Source organism: Enterobacter cloacae complex sp. IR5402 (assembly GCF_049238125.1).
GTDB lineage: Bacteria > Pseudomonadota > Gammaproteobacteria > Enterobacterales > Enterobacteriaceae > Enterobacter > Enterobacter hormaechei_C.
In genome coordinates this window covers 297,648-318,244 of sequence record NZ_JBMKHO010000002.1, presented here as the reverse complement: position 1 = coordinate 318,244, position 20,597 = coordinate 297,648, and the positions used below count along the sequence as shown (strand labels likewise).

The window sequence follows — 20,597 nt, the reverse complement described above, 5'->3', positions numbered from 1 at the left end:
TCGTGGCATACTATATGCGAGTTAACTGAATAGAGAAGCCATGACGTTCACATTACGCCCCTATCAGCAGGAAGCCGTTGATGCCACCCTCGCCTGGTTTCGCAAGCATCGGGAGCCCGCCGCCATCGTACTCCCGACCGGAGCCGGCAAAAGCCTGGTGATTGCCGAACTGGCGCGCCTGGCCCGCGGACGCGTGCTGGTGCTGGCGCATGTCAAAGAGCTGGTGGCGCAAAACCACGCCAAATATTGCGCGCTCGGCCTGGAGGCCGACATTTTTGCCGCCGGACTGAAGCGCAAAGAGAGCCACGGAAAAGTGGTGTTTGGCAGCGTACAATCCGTTGCGCGCAACCTGGAACTGTTTCGCAGCGAGTTTTCCCTGCTGATTGTCGATGAGTGTCACCGCATCAGCGATGACGACGACAGCCAGTATCAGCAAATCCTCACTCATCTGAAAAAGGTGAATCCTCACCTCCGTCTGCTTGGCCTCACCGCCACGCCGTTTCGTCTGGGCAAGGGCTGGATTTATCAGTTTCATTATCACGGCATGGTGCGTGGCGATGAAAAGGCCCTGTTCCGCGACTGTATCTATGAGCTTCCGCTGCGCTACATGATCAAGCACGGCTACCTGACGCCGCCGGAGCGGCTGGATATGCCCGTCGTGCAGTACGATTTCAGCCGCTTACAGGCGCAGAGCAACGGGCTGTTCAGCGAGGCAGATCTTAACCATGAGCTGAAAAAACAGAAGCGGATCACGCCGCATATCATCAGCCAGATTGAAGAGTTTGCACAAACGCGCAAAGGGGTGATGATTTTTGCTGCCACTGTCGAACACGCGCGTGAAATTACGGGGCTGCTGCCCGCCGACGACGCGGCGTTAATTACCGGTGAAACCCCCGGCCCGGAGCGCGACAGCCTGATTGAGGACTTCAAAGCTCAGCGGTTCCGCTATCTGGTGAATGTCTCCGTACTAACCACCGGCTTTGACGCCCCGCACGTCGACCTGATTGCGATTCTTCGCCCGACGGAATCCGTCAGCCTGTATCAGCAGATTGTCGGCCGCGGGCTGCGCCTGGCGCCGGGCAAAACCGACTGTCTGATCCTTGATTACGCCGGTAACCCGCACGATCTCTATTCGCCGGAAGTCGGCACGCCAAAAGGCAAGAGCGACAACGTGCCCGTTCAGGTTTTTTGCCCTGCCTGCGGGTTTGCCAACACCTTCTGGGGGAAAACCACCGCCGACGGCACGCTGATCGAACATTTTGGCCGCCGCTGTCAGGGCTGGTTTGAAGACGATGAAGGCCATCGCGAACAGTGTGATTTCCGCTTCCGCTTCAAAAACTGCCCGCAGTGCAATGCCGAAAACGACATTGCCGCCCGCCGCTGCCGGGAGTGCGACACGGTCCTGGTCGACCCGGACGACATGCTGAAAGCAGCGCTGAAGCTGAAAGATGCGCTGGTGCTACGCTGTTCCGGCATGGTTTTACAGCCGGGCGCGGATGAAAAAGGCGAGTGGCTAAAAATCACCTATTACGACGAGGATGGCGCAGACGTCAGCGAGCGGTTCCGGGTCCAGACGTCCGCCCAGCGCACCGCGTTCGAGCAGCTCTTTATCCGCCCGCATACCCGCACGCCTGGCGTACCGCTGCGCTGGCTAACCGTTGCCGATATCGTGCGCCAGCAGGCGTTGCTGCGGCATCCTGATTTTGTTGTCGCCCGCAAAAAAGGGCAGTTCTGGCAGGTACGTGAGAAGGTCTTTGACTATGAAGGACGCTTTCGCCGGGCAAACGAATTGCGCGGTTAACGGGACTTTTCGTTGATGCGCGAGCCATTTGAGTATAAAATGCCGCCCGCTTCACATCCGTGAGGCAGAACACTCACCTGCTGCTGGGTCGCCTGTAGTAGGGTTTTAAATACAGAGAGAAATCAATGTTCACTATCGAAGCAGAAGTACGTAACGTGCAGGGTAAGGGTGCGAGCCGCCGCCTGCGTACCGCAAACAAGTTCCCGGCTATCGTTTACGGTGGCGAAGCTGCTCCAGTTGCTATTGAACTGGATCACGACAAAGTATGGAACATGCAGACCAAAGCTGAGTTTTACAGCGAAGTTCTGACCATCGTTGTTGGCGGTAAAGAAGAAAAAGTGAAAGTTCAGGCTGTTCAGCGTCACGCGTTCAAGCCAAAACTGACTCACATCGACTTCGTTCGCGCGTAATCGCAAACCTGTCGAGAAAAACCCCGCGTTTGCGGGGTTTTTTTATGGCTGTTACTTACCGCCTGAGGTGCGACGCTGAAGCTGGTCGCGCAGATTCGGCGGCGTGCCTTTAATGGTCAGCGTGTCGGTGGCCGGGTCCCAGAAGATACGTTCCCCGAGCAGCATGGCATCAAAGTTAATGGTTAACCCACCGCCGCTACCGGCAAATTTCGTCAGCTGACGCAGCGTACTGCGATCCGCCGGGAAGCTCTCTTCCAGCTCATAGCCTTTTTCCGCGGTAAATTCCTGGAAGCTGACTTCGCTGACGCCTGCCAGCTCTTTGGACAGCGACTCCAGCTCAATCTCTTCCCCGGCCTGTAACTGCTCGTTGCAGTAGCTGTAAACCTGCTGACGCACGTTTTGACGCTCAGATTTATCAAGCTGCGCCTCAGCCGTAAAGTCATCCACCGCCTGGAGGAGACCTTTGTTCTGCGCTTTGGCATTCAGCCCTTCGCTGGCGCCGAGGAAGTCCATAAAGAAATCGGCCACTTTGCGGCCCACGCGACCTTTAAGGAAGGTCAGGTAGCGCGTCGATTCCGGGTTGGTTTCCCATTCGGTTAAATCGATACGCGCCACAATATCCGCATGGTTGATATCCAGGTAGTGCGTTGAGCTGATATCCAGCTGCTCGTTCACGCGCATACTGCTTAAGTTATTCAGCACGGTGACCAGCAGATACTCTACCGCCAGATAGCGGTAGTGGCAGAACAGGACGATACCGCCATCGGCGAAGGGATATTTCGCCAGCTCGTCACGCAGACGGCCAGTAGCAGCGCGGCTGAATGCCAGGAAATCCTCTTCGCCCTGACGTTGCAGGCGCAGGCTATCCGCCAGTTCGCTCTCTTCGCTGAACAAGCCATAGGCTTTATTTTTCGCGCTGTAGACGCGATGCAACTCCGCCATCATCTCGACAACGGTAGGCGTTGGTTCCAGTAACGAATCGCGCAGCACCACTTCAAGGGTTTGCTCATCACGCTTGATAAGCTGGTGCAAGGCAATCTGGTTGATTTCCAGACTCATGATAAACTCTCCTTTTAGACCGGGCGGTATTCAACCACCACCAACGCATGTGTGCAACAGAAGATAAAAAAGGGGAAAAAAAGCTGTTGCTACGGTAATATGTCGCCCTTCTCTCAACAAACTGATTTTGATTTATGCCACAACATTCCCGCTACAGTGACGAACACGTTGAACAACTGCTCAGTGAGCTGGTCAACGTACTGGAAAAACATAAAACGCCAACCGATCTCTCCCTGATGGTTTTGGGAAATATGGTTACCAACCTGATCAATACCAGCGTTGCTCCGGCTCAGCGTCAGGCGATCGCCAAATCTTTCGCCCAGGCTTTGCAGTCCTCCGTTAGCGACGACCAGGCACACTAAGGGAAACAAACAACAGTTTATGGTGACGAATCGTCAGCGCTACCGTGAAAAAGTCTCCCAGATGGTCAGCTGGGGGCACTGGTTTGCCCTGTTCAACATTCTGTTGGCGATGGTGCTCGGCTGCCGTTATCTGTTTGTGGCGGACTGGCCAACCACATTAACCGGGCGCGTCTACACGTGGATGAGCCTTGTGGGTCACTTTAGCTTTCTGGTCTTCGCCACCTATCTGCTGATCCTGTTCCCACTGACGTTTATCGTCATGTCGCAGCGGCTGATGCGCTTCCTGTCTGCCATTCTTGCAACGGCGGGCATGACGCTGTTGCTGATCGACAGCGAAGTCTTTACCCGATTCCACCTGCACCTGAATCCTGTCGTCTGGGAGCTGGTGATTAACCCGGATCAGAACGAGACCGCGCGCGACTGGCAGCTGATGTTTATCAGCGTGCCGATTATCCTGCTGATCGAAATGCTGTTCGCCACGTGGAGCTGGCAAAAACTCCGCAGTCTGACCCGACGCCGCCATTATGCGAAGCCCGTCGCGGCGCTCTTTTTCGCCTCATTTATCGGTTCGCACCTGATGTATATCTGGGCAGATGCGAACTTCTACCGCCCGATTACCATGCAGCGCGCAAACCTGCCGCTCTCCTATCCGATGACGGCGCGTCGTTTCCTCGAAAAACACGGCCTGCTGGACGCGCAGGAGTATCAGCGTCGTCTGGTCGAACAGGGTAATCCGGAAGCGGTCAGCGTGCAGTATCCCCTGAGCGATCTGAAATATCGCGACATGGGGCGCGGTCAGAACGTGCTGCTGATTTCCGTCGATGGCCTGAACTATTCTCGCTATGAGAAGCAGATGCCAGCGCTGGCTGAATTCGCTGAGAACAACATCGTATTCACTCAGCATATGAGCTCAGGTAATTCGACCGACGCGGGTATTTTCGGTCTGTTCTACGGTATTTCACCGAGCTATATGGACGGCGTGCTGTCGGCCCGTATTCCGGCTGCATTGATTACCGGGCTTAATCAGCAGGGCTACCAGCTGGGGCTGTTCGCCTCTGATGGTTTCAACAGCTCGCTGTACCGCCAGGCACTGCTGTCTGATTTCTCACTGCCCGCCGCGCAGAGCCAGTCTGACGATCGGACCGCTGACCAGTGGATAGACTGGCTGAAGCGCTATGCGCAGGAAGATAACCGCTGGTTCTCCTGGGTTGCGTTTAACGGCACAACGCTTGATGACAGCAATCAGAAAGGCTTCGCGCGCCGCTATAGCCGTGCGGCGGGCGATGTTGATGCGCAGATCGGCCGCGTGCTGACCGCCCTGCGCGACGCGGGCAAGCTGGACAATACGGTCGTTATTATCACGGCGGGGCATGGCGTGCCGCTCGGCGACGAGGCGAAGGGCATGGAGTGGTCGCGTCCGAACCTGCATGTTCCCCTGGTGATCCACTGGCCGGGCACTCCCGCGCAGCGCATCAACATGCTGACCGACCATAAAGACGTCATGACCACGTTAATGCAGCGGCTGCTGCACGTCAGCACACCGGCAATTGAGTACTCGCAGGGCCAAGACCTCTTTAGCGCCACGCGGCGTCATAACTGGGTCACGGCTGCTGGCGGAAACACGCTGGTGGTGACCACACCGACGTTGTCCCTGGTGTTGAACAGCAACGGCAATTACCAGACGTATAGCCTCGAAGGTGAGAAGCTGAAAGACCAGAAACCGCAGCTCAGTTTGCTGTTGCAGGTGCTGACAGACGAGAAGCGCTTTATCGCTAACTGATTATTTATGAATCAGTTAGCGTTGCTTGCCCCTTGCATTCAAAAAGGAATAGAGTAGTATTCCTTTTATGCGTCGGCACGTAGCGCAGCCTGGTAGCGCACCGTCATGGGGTGTCGGGGGTCGGAGGTTCAAATCCTCTCGTGCCGACCAAAACTACACAAAAAAACCAGCCGCTTATGGCTGGTTTTTTATTGCCTGTCTCCGCATGCGCAATGCTTAGTGTTTTTCACGCCCACCGAGAAAGAAAATCCCCAGCGGAATCGCCAGCAGCACGGTGAACACCAGGCTGTAAACAAAGATCATCGCCGATTGCAGGACAAACATGCTGGTTGTCCAGGCAGAGAGCGGGATGTTGTACTGCTCAATCACACCGACAATGGTTGCTCGCCCCACGCATGCAGCAGCAATCGTAAACACAACCAGTAACGCCAGCAGGAACTTGCGGCCTTCAGATGTCTTCAGTTTTTCCCGTACCATCTCTCCTCCCTTTACAGATAAATAACAATAATTAACGCGTAAAATAACACGATCGCCGCACCGACTCCACTACAGCATTAAACACCAATAAAAGAACACAAAAGCAGTGCATTACTCCGTTTAAAATGAAAATGTGAGTAAATTACGCCAACCATTCACGTATATTATGTTAGTCTTTCCAGGATCGTTTTAACAAAAAGGAATGACAGTGAAAAACGCACCTAAATTTGCCATCGCCCTCATCGCCGCTGCGTGCGCCAGCAGCAGTGCTTTCGCCAGCGAAACCCAGAAAGAGCAGCCGCTGGAAAAAGTTGCTCCGTATCCGCAAGCGGACAAAGGGATGAAGCGCCAGGTTATTCAGCTCCCGGCTCAGCAGGATGAAGCAAATTTCAAAGTTGAGCTGTTAATCGGCCAGACGCTGGAAGTGGACTGCAACCAGCATCGTCTGGGCGGCCAACTGGAAAGCAAAACGCTGGAAGGCTGGGGCTATGACTACTATGTCTTCGACAAAGTAACCTCGCCAGTCTCCATCATGATGGCGTGCCCGGACGGCAAGAAAGAGAAGAAATTTATTACCGCGTATCTGGGTGATAACAGTCTGCTGCGCTATAACAGCAAGCTGCCGATCGTCGTATATACGCCGGAAAACGTGGATGTGAAATATCGCGTATGGAAGGCGGATGAGACGGTAGGACAAGCGGTAGTTCGTTAAAAATAAGTCGGGTGGCGCTCACGCTTACCCGACCTGGAAAGGGTGCGTTCTGGCGCCCTCACCCCAACCCTCTCCCACAGGGAGAGGGAGAAAACACTAGAAACGGTAACGGATGTTACCGTTTTGCGTTTATCTTACAGCGCGATATCCGCTACCGGCTTGCTTTCCGCCTGAGGCTTCAGCTCTGCCTTTGGCGCAGCATCCGCAGCCTGCGGTTTGACGTATTGCAGTTGCAGAACGCGGCTGGTGTATTCCAGCTCTTGTTCCGTGGCCTCAACGTTACCGTTCAGCTTCGTACCGTAGGATGGAATAATGGTTTTCAGCTTCGCCTGCCATTCCGGGCTGGATACTTTGTCCTTAAACACTTTTTCCATCAGGTGCAGCATGATTGGCGCAGCGGTAGACGCCCCCGGAGATGCCCCCAGCAGCGCGGCAATGGTGCCATCCTTATCGCTTACCACTTCGGTACCCAGACGCAACACGCCGCCCTCTTTCGGATCGCGTTTGATGATCTGCACACGCTGACCTGCCTGCCACAGACGCCAGTCTTCTTTCTTCGCCTGCGGATAGTACTCTTTCAGCGCCTCGAAGCGTTCTTCATCAGAGAGCATCACCTGGCTAATCAGGTATTTCACCAGATCGAAGTTATCCAGCCCCACGTCCATCATTGGCTTGACGTTTGACGTTGTGGTCGCGCTCAACAGATCCCACAGGGAACCGTTTTTCAGGAACTTGGTGGAGAATGTGGCGAACGGCCCGAACAGCACTACACGCTTACCGTCCAGCATGCGGGTGTCGATATGCGGAACGGACATCGGTGGTGCGCCCACAGAGGCCTGACCGTACACTTTTGCCAGATGACGGTTAACCACTTCCGGGTTTTCCGACACCAGGAACTGGCCGCCAACCGGGAAGCCGGCGTAGTCGTCCGCTTCCGGAATACCGGACTCCTGCAACAGTTTCAGCGCCGCGCCGCCCGCACCGATAAACACGAACTTCGCCTTAATGACATGCTCGGCTTCGTTGTTTTTCAGATCGGCAACGGTCACGCTCCAGCTGTTATCCGCATTGCGCTTGAAACCACGCACTTCGGAGCTGAGTTGCAGGTTAAAGTTCTCTTTTTTCTTCAGAGAGGACACCAGCTGACGGGTGATTTCACCGTAGTTAACGTCAGTACCAATTTCAGTGCGGGTCGCCGCCACTTTCTGGTTCGGATCGCGGCCTTCCATGACCAGCGGCGCCCACTCTTTGATTTGAGCGTGATCTTCAGAGTATTTCATCCCGCGGAAAAGCGTGCTCTGTTGTAGGGCAGCGTAGCGCGCGCGCAGGAAGTTGACGTTTTGATCGCCCCACACAAAGCTCATGTGCGGTACGGTGTTGATGAAGGAGTGCGGATTGTGCAACACACCGCTGTTCACCTGGTGAGACCAGAACTGACGTGAGATCTGGAACGCTTCGTTGATCTCTACCGCCTTCTCGATACTAATGGAACCGTCCTTTTTCTGCGGCGTATAGTTCAGTTCCATGAGTGCCGAGTGCCCCGTCCCGGCGTTGTTCCAGCCGTTAGAGCTTTCCTGTGCCACGCCATCAAGGCGCTCGACCATGGTCATGGACCAGTTCGGCTCTAATTCCTGAAGATACGTTCCCAGCGTGGCGCTCATGATGCCGCCACCAATTAAAAGGACATCCGTTTCCTGCTCTTTTGGTGCGTCAGCCTTCGCCGCCAGCGAGACGGCGTTCAGCCCCACGGCCAGAGAAAAGAGCACGGCAGTCATTTTTTTCATCATTTATGCCTTAGTTGAATAGTGCTTGATGCGTGGAAATTACAGGTGAAACACGCTGCGGTGGCACGGTAGCAACTTTTAAATATTGTTTAAAGGTTACGAAATTATTGTAATTGTGAAATTTAATGATGGATTGTTTGTAGGGTTTTGGCAGACAGGCTGGCACCCGACGATTTTCCTGGCTATGATGCTGCACTTTGTGATCGCGCGCACGGAAGCCTGCCCCTAACAGCGAATTGTTATGTCATTACCCCACTCGTCTGTACCTCAAGAAGGCCATGTCGCCACTGTTTTACGTTCGCCTCACCGTCTGATGCGCGAAACCCTGGCCGGTGTGATTACCGCGCTGGCGCTGATCCCGGAAGTGATTTCGTTTTCCGTGGTCGCGGGCGTGGATCCGAAAGTGAGTCTTATCGCCTCCGTGGTGCTCTGTTTCGCCCTTTCCCTGCTCGGCGGGCGTCCGGCCATGGTGACGGCGGCGGCAGGTTCCGTCGCGCTGGTGATTGGCCCGATGGTCCATCAACACGGCGTACAGTACATTCTGCCCGCGGTGGTGATGGCAGGCATGATTCAGATCCTGTTCGGCGCGCTGGGTATGGCGCGGCTGATGCGCTTTATTCCCCAGTCGGTGATGACCGGGTTTGTTAACGCCCTTGGCATTTTGATTTTCTTTGCCCAGGTGCCCCATTTCTGGAGCCGAAGCCCGGTGATTGTGGGCCTGTTCGTGCTGACGCTGCTGATTGTGCTGTGGGTGCCACGCTATATCAAAAGCGTGCCCTCCCCGCTGATTGCCATTGTGCTGCTGACTTTGTTCACCGTCACCAGCGGGCAAATTCTGCCGACGGTAGGGGATGAAGGCTCCATGAGCGGCGGTTTGCCGGGCTTTATGCAACTGCTGGTGCCGCTCAATCTGGAAACCCTGAGCATTATCTGGCCGTGCGCGCTAAGTATCGCTTTCGTTGGCCTGCTGGAATCCTTGCTGACGGCAAAACTGGTGGATGAACTGACCGCTACCCCCTCCAGTAAGCGTCGCGAGAGCATCGGTCTGGGCGTGGGGAATATTATGGCCGGGTTCTACGGTGGCATTGCGGGCTGCGCGATGATTGGGCAGACCATCGTAAACGTGGAGATGGGGAAAGGCAGAAGCCGTATCTCCACCCTTGCGGCGGGTATCGTACTGCTGGTGCTGGTTACGGCGCTCAGCGAGGTGATGGCCAAAATCCCGATGGCGGTACTGGCGGGTATTATGGCCATTGTGGCCGTCAAGACCTTTAGCTGGCATAGCGTTCAGCCCGGAACGCTGAAAAACGCGCCGGTGGCTGAAACCGTCGTGATGCTGGTGACGGTTGTGGCAACGGTTTACACCGGCAACCTGGCGATTGGCGTGCTGGGCGGGATTGTGATGATGTTCATCCTCCCTGCCCGACTTAAGCAAAAAGCACTGGCTACAGAAGAAAAATCGTCGCCAGTCCAAGAAAAATAAAGAAACCGCCGGTATCGGTAATGGCGGTGATCATCACGCTCGACCCCACCGCGGGGTCGCGCCCCAGCCGGGTCATCGTCAATGGGATAATCACGCCCATCATCGCCGCCACCAGCAGGTTCAGCACCATCGCCAGCATCATGACCCCGCCCAGCGCCATATCATCGTACAGCCACCAGGTAATGCCGCCCATGATGCCGCCCCAGACCAGGCCGTTAATCAGCGCGACGCCCATCTCCCTGAAAATCAGCCACGAAAAATTACCCGGCTGAATGTTTTCCAGCGCCAGGGCGCGAACGATCATGGTGATAGTCTGGTTGCCGGTGTTCCCGCCGATCCCCGCCACAATCGGCATCAGCGACGCCAGGGCCACCAGCTGGGAAATGGTATGTTCGAAGCCGTCAATAACGCGGGACGCCACGAACGCGGTGCATAAATTGATGGCGAGCCACGCCCAGCGGGTTTTGACGGCCTTGCCGACGGAGGCATGAACATCGTCTTCGGCACTGATCCCGCCAAGGGCACGCAGGTCGTTATCGGTCTCTTCATAGACCACGTCAACGATCTCATCGATGGTCAGACGCCCCATCAGCTTGCCCACCGAATCCACCACCGCCGCGCTCACCAGGTCATCACGTTCGAAAGTACGCGCCGCTTTTTCGGCATCGTCTTCCGGCGAGAAGACCATCGGCTCGGTTTCCATGACCTCACTCACCCGCTGCTGGGTGCTGTTCAGCAGGATCGTTTTCAGCTCCAGCTCCCCGAGCAGGGTTTTATCCCGCGAGGTGACGAACAGTTTATCGGTGTTGTCCGGCATACTGCCCAGGCGACGAAGATAGCGCTGCACCGTACCCAGGGTGACGTCCGGACGCACGGTGATGACGCCAAACTCCATGATCGCGCCGACGCTGTTTTTCTCGTAGTGCATCACCTGACGCACGCGCGCCCGCTCTTCGGCAGGCAGGGAAGCCAGCAGGCGTCCGGTCAGGTTGCGCGGAAGATGCTGAACGAGGTAAATCTGCTCATCGATATCCAGCGTTTGCAGTGCGTCAAGAATGTCCCGGTCGCTCATCTCATCGATAAGGTCATCCCAGACGTTTTCCGAGGCTTCCAGCAGCACCTGACCGCGCTCGTGATCCTGCACCAGCCGCCACAGGGCGTGGCGCTCCTCGGAAGGCAATGCCTCCAGGGTGTCCGCCAGATCCGGAGGTGGTAAATGTGCAACCAGCGCACCTACCTCAGCAATATCGTCGGCCAGCGTGCCGACATCATATTGCTCAGCCAGGGTTAGCTTACCCAATAACGTTGACGTGACCGCTTTATCGGTCGTCAGGAGCCAGATGAGCCGCGCACGCTCCTGGTCACGCTGCCTGGCGCTGTTTTTCTTTAATACCGACATCAATCATAAATCCATTAAATGAGTTGGCGTTAAGCATAGCGCGGGGATATGTAAATAAGAATAAACGGCGGGTCGGGATGGAGAAAAAAACGGCATATATGAAAAATTAGTGTGCCGGGGTTCACCCGGCACAATTGCAATCAGGCCGTACGCGCCACCGCGTCCCGTGACGCCGCATCGCGCTCATCGCCGGTCAGCTCGCTCAGCTTGCCGTCGCGCATCTCCAGCAGACGGTCGGCGTGAATGAAGTAGTGATCGTCATGGCTGATGGCAAAAATGGTTTTTCCCATCGCCTGCATCAGCGGCAGCAGGACCTGATAAAACTCGCGACGGAAGTGCGGGTCCTGATCGGCGGCCCATTCATCCAGAAGGATGATGTCGCGCTCTTCGGCCAGCGCCAGCAGCAGCGCCACGCGCTTCTTCTGCCCTTTCGACAGCTTGAGATTCAGGATTTTGCCATCCTGAAGCTCCAGCTTGTGCGACATTTGCAGGTGCGCAAGCCACTTCTCCACCAGCGCCGGATCCGCCTGCTGCCCTTCCGGTCCCAGCAGCCGGTCGAACAGCCAGACGTCGGTAAATACCGCCGAGAAGAGCTTGCGGTAGTCCTCCGGTTTCTCCGCGCTCAGCGCTTTACCATCCAGCAAAATTTCACCCGACTGCGGCTGGTAGAGGCCCGTCAGCAGCATCGCCAGCGTGGATTTGCCGCTGCCGTTACCGCCGATCAGGAACAGCAGTTCGCCGCGGTGAATGGTCAGGTTGATCGGCCCCACTGAGAAGGCGTTATCCTGATAGCGGAAGGTAACGTTACGCAGCTCCAGCGTTTGCCAGTTCGGGAAGGCCTGCGGGCGCGGGAACTCAGCCTTAAACGGCGCAAGGTCGAACTTCTTCAGCTTGTTGAAGGCCACCTGTGCGCTCAGCAGCGTCGGCAGTGCGCCAACGGCCGACAGCAGCGGCGTGCGTAAAAACAGCAGCGTCAGGGAGTAGGTTGCCGCCACGTTGGTATCCGCCCACCCCAGGCTGTTCGCCATCCAGAACACCAGGCCAATCGCGCCCAGCATCATGATGTTGGACCAGTTCACGGCGCTCAGGTGGAACGTATCGGCGCGAATAATGTGATGACGATATTCGTGCGCATCCGGGATATAGAGATGGTTGAAGATATGTTCGGCGCGCTCGCGGTTCAGCGTCAGCTCTTTACGCCCTTCCAGCACCGTCTGGTAATCGTTATAGAGCTTGTCTTCCGTTTCGCGCAGCACCGCCATGTGCTTATAGACGCGTGATACCAGCAGGAACCCGCCCCAGATGGTAATAACAATCCACAGCGCCGTTACCGCCAGCATTTTGCTGGAGAGCCAGGCGAGATAGGCTGCCGAGCCAAAGGTCAGGATGATCCCCTGCACCAGCTCCGGCAGGCGCACAAAGGCGATGGTAATGGCGCGCACATCGCTGGTCAGCCCCGCCAGCAGAGAAGCACTTCCCAGCTGTTCGATGCGTTCCACTTGAGTATCAAGGATCCGTTTGATGAACTCACTGCGCAGACGGAAAACGAAGTGGTGGCCGAGCGCGGTCAGCGCCAGCTGTGACCCGAGCGTGACTGCCATCAGCAGCAGCAGTAAACCCAGAAATTCCGGCAGGACGGAGAGTGACGTGTCGACCATTTCGATCAAACGCACGTTAATGAAGGCAATCAGGCCGATCCCCAGCGCCGCGCTGGCAAGGCTTAACGCCATCACCGCGATAAAAGGCCAGCGATACTGCCGCCAGACAAGAAGAAGTAGTTGCATGCAGAGCAATCCGGACAAGAAAAATCAGCCAGCAGTGTAAACTGCCTTTCACACACATCAAGAATAATTCTTATTTTTATTCTCTGTACGCTGCCTGGCGGAACGTGAGGTTGTAGCGAAACGCCCCCGCCACCGGGTGATCGCCTGGTTTAAGCGGCTGAATACCGTGATAAAAAAGCCGTGATTCACCGCCCCAGACAACCACATCGCCATGCTCCAGCATCAGCCGTTTGAGCGGGTCGTTGCGCCGCAGGCCGCCAAACTGAAAGACAGCGGGAAGCCCAAGGGATACCGAGACAATCGGCGCGCGCAGGTCCGGCTCGTCCTTATCCTGATGCAAGGAGAGCTTTGCCCCAACGGCATAGCGGTTAATAAGACAGGCATCGGGTCGAAAATCAGGATAGCCGGCCGCCACGGCGGCATCATGACACAGCGCCTGAAACGCCTCCGGCATCGGCGGCCACGGCTGATCCGTCAGCGGATCGTACGCGGCATATACATAGCCCCGCTCATTCGTCGCCCATCCCAGTTCGCCGCAGTTGGTCATCGCCACGGACATGGTATACCCGCCCGGCGTAACCATATGGCGAAACGGCGAACGGGCGGTGACGGCTTTAATGCCGTCGAACAGCGCCGCCGCGCGGGAAAGCGCGAAGCGTCTCAGGATCGTCGCCCCCGGCGCGAGCGACTCCTGCCAGGGTTCAGCATCAGCAAAAAGATCGAGCATTATTCCTCCGGGTTGTTCGCCTCACGTTTCAACAATAGCACCTTACGCGCTGCGCCCCAGCGATAACCCGACAGCGCGCCGTCGTTACGCACCACGCGGTGACAGGGGATGACTATCGCCAGTTTGTTGGCACCGCAGGCCCCCGCCACGGCACGTACGGCATTGGGTTTACCAATGGCCTTTGCCACCTGCTGATAGCTTGCCGTTTCTCCGCAGGGGATAGTCCGCAGCGCCTGCCAGACCTGCTGCTGGAAGGCGGTACCCCGGATATCCAGCGGCAGCGTCAGCGGCGTCGCGCGGCTGTCGACAGAGGCAATCACCTGACGTACACGCCCGGCAAATGCGCCTTCCATCGGTTCACGGACGGCAAGCGGAAACAGTGACAGCAGCTCAGCCGTCAGCCCGGCGTCGTCATCACCCAGCAGTATTGCGCAGATCCCGCGCTCGCTTTCCGCCACCAGACAGCGGCCCAGCGAGCAGTCACTGATGGCATAGCGGACCGCAGCCTCTCCGTTGCGGTACTGTTTTGCCGTCATGCCCAGCGCGCCGTTGGCTTTACGGTAGTAACTGCTGCCGTCCGGAAAGCCAGCGGCCAGTACGGCGTCGGTGATTTTACCGCCCTGTGCAAGCAGGGTGCGCAGGCGTTGTTCACGCGCGGCCTGCTGCCATGCTTTCGGCGTCATGCCGGTGACGGATTTAAACAAGCGGTGGAAATGGAACGGACTCATGGCAACCTGCTGCGCCAGTGCCTCCAGGTTCAGCGCGGCATCCTGTTCAAGCAGTCGACAGGCCAGCGCAATGTTGGCCTTTTTCTGCGCCATAGGGTCGACCTGGTCCGGCCTACAGCGCTTACAGGGGCGGAAACCCGCCTGCGCGGCCTGGTGAGCATCAGGATAAAAGCAGACATTTTTACGCAGCGCGTGGCGGGCGCGACAGGACGGACGACAATAAATGCCGGTCGTCTGCACGGCAAAGACAAACTGGTTATCCGCACGCGGATCGCGGGCCAGTACGGCCTGCCAGCGATCCTCATCGGTAAGATAGGTTGTGTTTTTCATTATCGGCTCCTCTTACAAGCATACGCTCAGCTTGCCTGAACGCCACCGAACAAAAACCCGCAACCTTGCTTTTTAATTTTTTTCGCTCACCAGGAAGCTATTGAACTGCGGCGAACTCCAGGTTTTAAACCCGTCAGCCTCTTTAGTGATCATATAGACGGCCAGCCCTTCCTGACGCACTACCTCTTTGGCCTTCTCCGTGCCGAGCACCATCAATCCGGTATCCCAGGCATCCGCCTCCAGCGCGGTTGGGGCTATCACCGTCACGGACACCAGGTTATGGGTAATCGGGCGTCCGGTTTGCGGATCAATCACGTGCGAGATACGTTTTCCATCCAGCTCGTAATAGTTGCGGTAGCTTCCGGAGGTGCTGATACCATGCCCGTTGATGTCGACAATCGCCTGCACCGCGTTCTGCTGATCGGTTGGTTTTTGGATGGCCACTCGCCACGGCCTGCCGCTGGCGTTCATGCCCCGGCTGACGAGCGCGCCCCCGACGGAAACCAGATAACGGGGAATGCCTTCCTGCGCCATCAGGGCCGCGAGATGATCCGCAGCATACCCCTCGCCTACCGTGGAGAGATCCACAAACAGGTCGGGAATATCTTTTTGCAGGTATTGCTGACCATACTGGGAGATCACCGCCAGATGCTGTAACCCTGTACGCGCGCGGGCGTCGTCGATGGCGGCTTGATCGGGTGTAGTCACCGGCTGCTTGTTGGGGCCAAATCCCCACAGGTTCACCAGCGGCCCCACGGTCACATCCATTGCGCCGTTGGTTTTGTAGCCCACGCGCATGGCTTCCGTGACGATATCGGCCATTGCTTCGCTCACCGGCCACAGCGAGGTGCTGCTGGAGCGATTGAAACGCATCAGCGCTGAGTCATTTTTATAGGTAGAGAGTAGCTGATCGTCGGCATCCAGCTGCGCCTGAATTTTACCGCGTAATTCTTCAGCGCGGGATTTATCAATATCCATCACGCTGACGCGCCAGAAGGTCCCCATGGTTTTCCCTTCCAGCACCGTCGCGGCGGGTGCGTCGATTTTTGCGGGCTGTGTGGAAGAGTCACACGCGGTCAGGAGTAAAAAAGTCGCCAGAACGCTGGCGCGTAAAAAAGTCATATCCATTGGTTATTATCCTCATGCCAGGGCGGCAAGAGTACACTAAAACAGCGTATTTGTAAGACCCTAAAAAAGCATGAAAAAAGGGGCCTAATGGCCCCTTTGTCGCTGTATGAGCAATTAGAACTGGTAAACCAGACCCAGCGCGACGATATCGTCAGTACCGATACCTGCTGCGCGAGTGAAGTCGTTCTCATCAACCAGGTTGATTTTGTAATCAACGTAGGTGGACATGTTTTTGTTGAAGTAGTAAGTCGCGCCAACATCAACATATTTCAGCAGATCCTGGTCGCCGTAGCCGTTTTCCAGGTCCTTACCTTTAGATTGCAGGTACGCCACGGATGGACGCAGACCGAAGTCGAACTGATACTGCGCAACCACTTCGAAGTTCTGCGCTTTGTTAGCCCAGCCCAGGTCGCCCGCACGGGTCGCGTTGTAAGTCTGAGTATACTGTGCAGCCAGGTAGATGTTGTTCGCGTCATATTTCAGACCACCGGTGTAGGTCTCTGCGCGATCGCCTTCACCGTAGTAGCCCGCAGCGTTCTGGTCAGCAGTACGTTTAGAACTGGTGACTGCCGTACCGATAGCGAAGCCTTCGCCCAGATCATAGGTCAGAGAGCCGCCGTAGCCATCACCGTTCTGACGCAGTGCCTCACGACCGTTGTTGGTCTGGCCTTCGCCGCTTGCGCTGCCGTTTTTACCCTGGTACTGCAACGCGAAGTTCAGACCATCAACCAGACCGAAGAAGTCCTGGTTACGGTAGGTCGCGAAGCCGTTACCACGCTGCTGCATGAAGTTGTCAGAACCGTAGGTATCGCCGCCGAATTCCGGCAGAACGTCGGTCCAGGAAGTTACATCGTAAACAACGCCGTAGTTACGACCATAGTCGAATGAACCCGCATCAGCGAATTTCAGACCTGCGAACGCTACACGCGTCCATGAGTTGTTTTCGTTCTCACCAGAGTTACCCTGGATCTGGTATTCCCACTGGCCGTAACCGGTCAGCTGGTCGTTAACCTGAGTTTCGCCTTTGAAGCCCAGACGCATGTAGGTCTGGTCGCCGTCTGCACTGTCGTCATCAGAGAAATAGTGCAGGCCATCCACTTTACCGTACAGATCTAATTTGTTGCCGTCTTTGTTATAAATTTCAGCCGCATTTGCTGCGCCTGCCACCAGCAGAGCTGGTACCAGGAGGGACAGTACTTTAACTTTCATTTTATTAACCCTCTGTTATATGCCTTATTATTTACCACTGCTTACTGGTCAACCCTCTTAACCAGTCGGCAAGTTCATTCTCCTCAAAAATGCAGAATAATCCAACAGGAATATGATACGAAAACTTTGAAGATGTTTCACTTTGCCATCAAGATGTTTCAATTTGTAAATTTGGAGGAACTTTTACAGAGCATTAATAGTTTAAAAATATAGCACGGATAATCAAAACAAAAATATATCGCATTAAATTCAGCAAATTGCCGTAAAAAACAGTACAGCACTGAATGACAAAAAAATTCCCTTCAATACCACTAAAATAACCCTCGCTATCATCATTAACTTTATTTATTACCGTCATTCAGTTCTGAATGTCTGTTTATCCCTAATTGAACCGGATGCTTCGCATTCGGTTTTTTTTTACCTTTCTTTACGTCAACCTACATTTAATGTGCTACCGCTTGGTAATGATAACGACTATTAACTAAATCCCGAATACGGCTTGCACTTAATTGTTTTTATGCTATAGAAATTAATTTCTTGTTTATTCGTGCTATTTTTCTGCCGGTGCGACGGCGTATTTATACATTTCATGTGGTTTTGTACACCTTTCACCCGGGGACGTTGAAGCCGGTTACCCGGATAAAAAGTCAAGGTTATACCGATAACGACGCTGGAAATTCAGTTATTACCCTTTATACTGCCCTATCCCATTACCGCGCGGCCATTACGGGTTAAACACATCGATGAGTCAGACTGAAACTACCGCCCCGAGCAAATTCTCCCTTCTACCGGGCAGCATCACCCGTTTCTTTCTTCTGTTGATCGTTGTGCTGTTAGTCACAATGGGAGTGATGATCCAGAGCGCCGTTAACACCTGGCTTAAAGATAAAAGCTATCAAATCGTCGATATCACCCATGCGGTGCATAAGCGCATTGATACGTGGCGCTATGCGACCTGGCAAATCTACGACAATATCGCTGCCGCGCCCGCCACCTCATCAGGCGAAGGGTTGCAGGAAACGCGCCTTAAGCAGGATGTGTATTACCTTGAAAAACCGCAGCGTAAGACGGAAGCCCTGATTTTCGGCTCGCACGACAGCGCAACGCTTGAGATGACGCAGCGGATCTCCTCCTATCTGGACACCCTGTGGGGCGCCGAGACCGTACCGTGGTCCATGTATTACCTGAACGGTCAGGACAACAGCATGATCCTGATCTCGACCCTGCCGCTTAAGGATCTCTCGTCGGGCTTTAAAGAGACCACCGTTGGCAGTATTGTCGATTCCCGTCGGGCAGAAATGCTGCAACAGGCCAACGCGCTGGACGAGCGCGAAAGTTTCTCGTCATTACGCCGTCTTGCCTGGCAGAATGGTCACTACTTTACGCTGCGAACCACCTTTAACCAGCCGGGCCATCTGGCGACCGTGGTTGCCTTCGACCTGCCGATTAACGATCTCATCCCACCGGATATGCCGCTGGACAGCTTCCGTCTGGAGCCAGACAACAGCACCCAAAATATGCGCTCGCCGTCGGATAAAGAAGGCGCGGACAGCGTAGCCATCTCATTTAATGGCTCAAAGATTGAGATTGCCTCATCGCTCAACTCAACCGGTATGCGTCTGGTGTGGCAGGTGCCTTTTGGCACCCTGATGCTTGATACTCTGCAAAACATTCTGCTGCCGCTGCTGCTGAATATCGGCCTGCTGGCGCTGGCGCTGTTTGGTTACAGCACCTTCCGTTTCCAGTCGGGCCGCCAGAGCGACTCGACATCGGTATCAGCCGGGACCAGCAACGAGCTGCGCATTCTTCGTGCCCTGAATGAAGAGATTATTTCCGTGCTGCCGCTTGGGGTGCTCGTTCACGATCAGGAGGCAAACCGCACGGTAATGAGCAATAAAATTGCCGATCACCTTCTGCCGCATCTTAACCTGCAAAATATTACGGCCATGGCGGACCAGCATCAGGGCGTCATCCAGGCCACCATTAATAATGAACTGTATGAGATCCGTCAGTTCCGCAGTCAGGTCGCGTCGCGCACGCAAATCTTCATCATTCGCGATCAGGATCGCGAAGTGCTGGTGAATAAAAAGCTCAAGCAGGCGCAAAGGCTGTACGAGAAAAACCAGCATGGCCGCGCCGCGTTTATGCAAAATATTGGCGATGCCTTTAAACAGCCGTTGAAGTCACTCGCCACGCAGATTGCTGATCTGAGCACGCCAGAAAGCCGACAGCTAAGCAGCCAGGCCGATTCACTGGTTCGTCTGGTGGACGAAATCCAGCTTGCGAACATGCTGGAGAATGACATCTGGAAGGGCACCCCTACGCTCTTCTCCATCCAGGACCTGATTGATGAGGTGGTGCCGGAAGTCCTGCCGGTGATCAAGCGCAAGGGACTCCAGCTGCTGATCAACAACCATTTACCGGCCAACGACGAACGTCATGGCGATCGCGATGCCCTGCGTCGCATCCTGATGATGTTGATTCAGTATGCCGTCACCACGACGCAGATCGGCAAGATCACCCTTGAAGTCAGCACCGATGAGTCCACCGACGATCGTCTGACGTTCCGCATCCTTGATACGGGTGAAGGCGTGACCGTGAGCGAAATTGATAACCTGCACTTCCCGTTCCTGAACGATACCCAGCGCGACCACTACGGTAAGGCGAATGCCCTCACCTTCTGGCTTTGCGATCAGCTGGCGCGTAAGCTGGGCGGTCATCTGAACATTAAGGCGCGCGAATCCCTCGGCACCCGCTACTCTTTACACGTTAAAATGGCGGCGAATCCACAGGAAGAGGATGAAGAGCGTCTGCTGGACGATGTGGTGGTGATGGTGGATGTGACCTCCAGTGAGATCCGAAATATCGTCGTACGTCAGCTGGAAAACTGGGGTGCGTCCTGCATTACCCCGGACGAAAGGCTCGCGAGTCAAGAATTTGATCTATTTTTAACTGATAATCCGTCTAATCTTACTGCCTCAGGCTTGCTTTTAAGCGATGATGAGCCAGGCGTGCGGAAAATCGGCCCTGGGCAGCTGCGCGTCAACTTTAATATGAGCAATGCAATGCAGGAAGCTGTATTACAACTGATTGAAGAGAATCTGGCGCAGGAAGAGATCCTGGAGTCACCGTTAGGCGGCGATGAAAATGCCGAACTCCATGCCAGCGGATATTATTCGCTCTTCGTTGATACAGTACCAGATGATGTTAAGCGGTTGTATACTGAGTCCGCTGCGCAGGATTTTGCAGCGCTGGCACAGACAGCACACCGGCTTAAAGGGGTGTTTGCCATGCTTAATCTGGTTCCCGGCAAGCAGTTATGTGAAACGCTGGAACATCTAATTCGTGAGAAAGATGCCTCTGGCATTGAAAAATACATCAGCGACATTGACGCTTACGTCAAGAGCTTGCTGTAGCAAGGTAG

General features: G+C 55.2%; 16 protein-coding genes and 1 tRNA gene. 8 read left to right on the top strand and 9 right to left on the bottom strand.

What is annotated here, in order from left to right; genetic code table 11:
- Positions 1-40 precede the first annotated feature (40 nt).
- Entirely contained in the window at positions 41-1,801 is a 1,761-nt protein-coding gene (locus ACOTXL_RS04765; RefSeq protein ID WP_045350237.1) for a DEAD/DEAH box helicase, read from the top strand.
- A 125-nt stretch (positions 1,802-1,926) separates the two neighbouring features.
- Positions 1,927-2,211, top strand: a complete 285-nt coding sequence (rplY, locus tag ACOTXL_RS04760; RefSeq protein ID WP_003859376.1) for a 50S ribosomal protein L25 — start codon at positions 1,927-1,929, stop codon at positions 2,209-2,211.
- A 51-nt stretch (positions 2,212-2,262) separates the two neighbouring features.
- On the opposite strand, the gene yejK is transcribed toward rplY, so the two are convergent.
- Positions 2,263-3,270: a nucleoid-associated protein YejK gene (gene yejK, locus ACOTXL_RS04755; protein ID WP_017383403.1), complete on the bottom strand. Its 1,008-nt coding sequence runs from the start codon at positions 3,268-3,270 to the stop codon at positions 2,263-2,265.
- Positions 3,271-3,404: 134 nt separating this feature from the next.
- On the opposite strand from yejK, the gene ACOTXL_RS04750 reads away from it, so the two are divergent.
- The 3 genes from ACOTXL_RS04750 (at position 3,405) to ACOTXL_RS04740 (ending at position 5,562) form a co-directional block, all read left to right on the top strand.
- Positions 3,405-3,632, top strand: coding sequence for a YejL family protein (locus ACOTXL_RS04750; RefSeq protein WP_001135586.1), 228 nt, complete (start codon positions 3,405-3,407; stop codon positions 3,630-3,632).
- 19 nt (positions 3,633-3,651) lie between these two features.
- On the top strand, positions 3,652-5,412 hold the full coding sequence (gene yejM / locus ACOTXL_RS04745) for an LPS biosynthesis-modulating metalloenzyme YejM (protein WP_045350236.1): 1,761 nt from the start codon (positions 3,652-3,654) through the stop codon (positions 5,410-5,412).
- A 73-nt stretch (positions 5,413-5,485) separates the two neighbouring features.
- A tRNA-Pro gene (locus ACOTXL_RS04740) sits at positions 5,486-5,562 on the top strand.
- A 66-nt stretch (positions 5,563-5,628) separates the two neighbouring features.
- Here the strand turns inward: ACOTXL_RS04740 and ACOTXL_RS04735 are convergent.
- Entirely contained in the window at positions 5,629-5,889 is a 261-nt protein-coding gene (locus ACOTXL_RS04735; protein WP_045350235.1) for a DUF2534 family protein, read from the bottom strand.
- Between the two features lie 202 nt (positions 5,890-6,091).
- Here ACOTXL_RS04735 and eco point away from each other — a divergent pair, with 202 nt between their 5' ends.
- Entirely contained in the window at positions 6,092-6,601 is a 510-nt protein-coding gene (gene eco, locus ACOTXL_RS04730) for a serine protease inhibitor ecotin (protein WP_045350234.1), read from the top strand.
- A 134-nt stretch (positions 6,602-6,735) separates the two neighbouring features.
- On the opposite strand, the gene mqo is transcribed toward eco, so the two are convergent.
- Positions 6,736-8,385, bottom strand: coding sequence for a malate dehydrogenase (quinone) (mqo, locus tag ACOTXL_RS04725; RefSeq protein ID WP_032634212.1), 1,650 nt, complete (start codon positions 8,383-8,385; stop codon positions 6,736-6,738).
- Between the two features lie 241 nt (positions 8,386-8,626).
- On the opposite strand from mqo, the gene ACOTXL_RS04720 reads away from it, so the two are divergent.
- A complete protein-coding gene (locus ACOTXL_RS04720) occupies positions 8,627-9,868 on the top strand; it encodes a SulP family inorganic anion transporter (protein ID WP_045617163.1) in 1,242 nt (413 codons plus the stop codon).
- Here ACOTXL_RS04720 and mgtE read toward each other — a convergent pair.
- The 6 genes from mgtE to ACOTXL_RS04690 form a co-directional block, all read right to left on the bottom strand.
- Entirely contained in the window at positions 9,831-11,267 is a 1,437-nt protein-coding gene (gene mgtE / locus ACOTXL_RS04715) for a magnesium transporter (protein ID WP_006811337.1), read from the bottom strand. The genes ACOTXL_RS04720 and mgtE overlap by 38 nt on opposite strands.
- A 140-nt stretch (positions 11,268-11,407) precedes the next feature.
- On the bottom strand, positions 11,408-13,051 hold the full coding sequence (locus ACOTXL_RS04710) for a multidrug ABC transporter permease/ATP-binding protein (RefSeq protein ID WP_003859392.1): 1,644 nt from the start codon (positions 13,049-13,051) through the stop codon (positions 11,408-11,410).
- A gap of 76 nt (positions 13,052-13,127) precedes the next feature.
- Positions 13,128-13,778: a DNA oxidative demethylase AlkB gene (gene alkB / locus ACOTXL_RS04705; protein ID WP_032609716.1), complete on the bottom strand. Its 651-nt coding sequence runs from the start codon at positions 13,776-13,778 to the stop codon at positions 13,128-13,130.
- The gene (ada, locus tag ACOTXL_RS04700) at positions 13,778-14,836 is read right to left on the bottom strand and encodes a bifunctional DNA-binding transcriptional regulator/O6-methylguanine-DNA methyltransferase Ada (RefSeq protein ID WP_032659603.1); all 1,059 of its coding nucleotides are present in this window, start codon (positions 14,834-14,836) and stop codon (positions 13,778-13,780) included. Before ada ends, alkB begins: the two co-directional genes overlap by 1 nt.
- A 72-nt stretch (positions 14,837-14,908) precedes the next feature.
- Positions 14,909-15,964, bottom strand: a complete 1,056-nt coding sequence (apbE, locus tag ACOTXL_RS04695) for an FAD:protein FMN transferase ApbE (protein ID WP_023300605.1) — start codon at positions 15,962-15,964, stop codon at positions 14,909-14,911.
- Positions 15,965-16,078: 114 nt separating this feature from the next.
- Positions 16,079-17,173, bottom strand: coding sequence for a porin OmpC (locus tag ACOTXL_RS04690; protein ID WP_003859401.1), 1,095 nt, complete (start codon positions 17,171-17,173; stop codon positions 16,079-16,081).
- 743 nt (positions 17,174-17,916) lie between these two features.
- On the opposite strand from ACOTXL_RS04690, the gene rcsD reads away from it, so the two are divergent.
- On the top strand, positions 17,917-20,589 hold the full coding sequence (gene rcsD, locus ACOTXL_RS04685; RefSeq protein WP_003859403.1) for a phosphotransferase RcsD: 2,673 nt from the start codon (positions 17,917-17,919) through the stop codon (positions 20,587-20,589).
- The last annotated feature ends 8 nt before the right edge of the window (positions 20,590-20,597 follow it).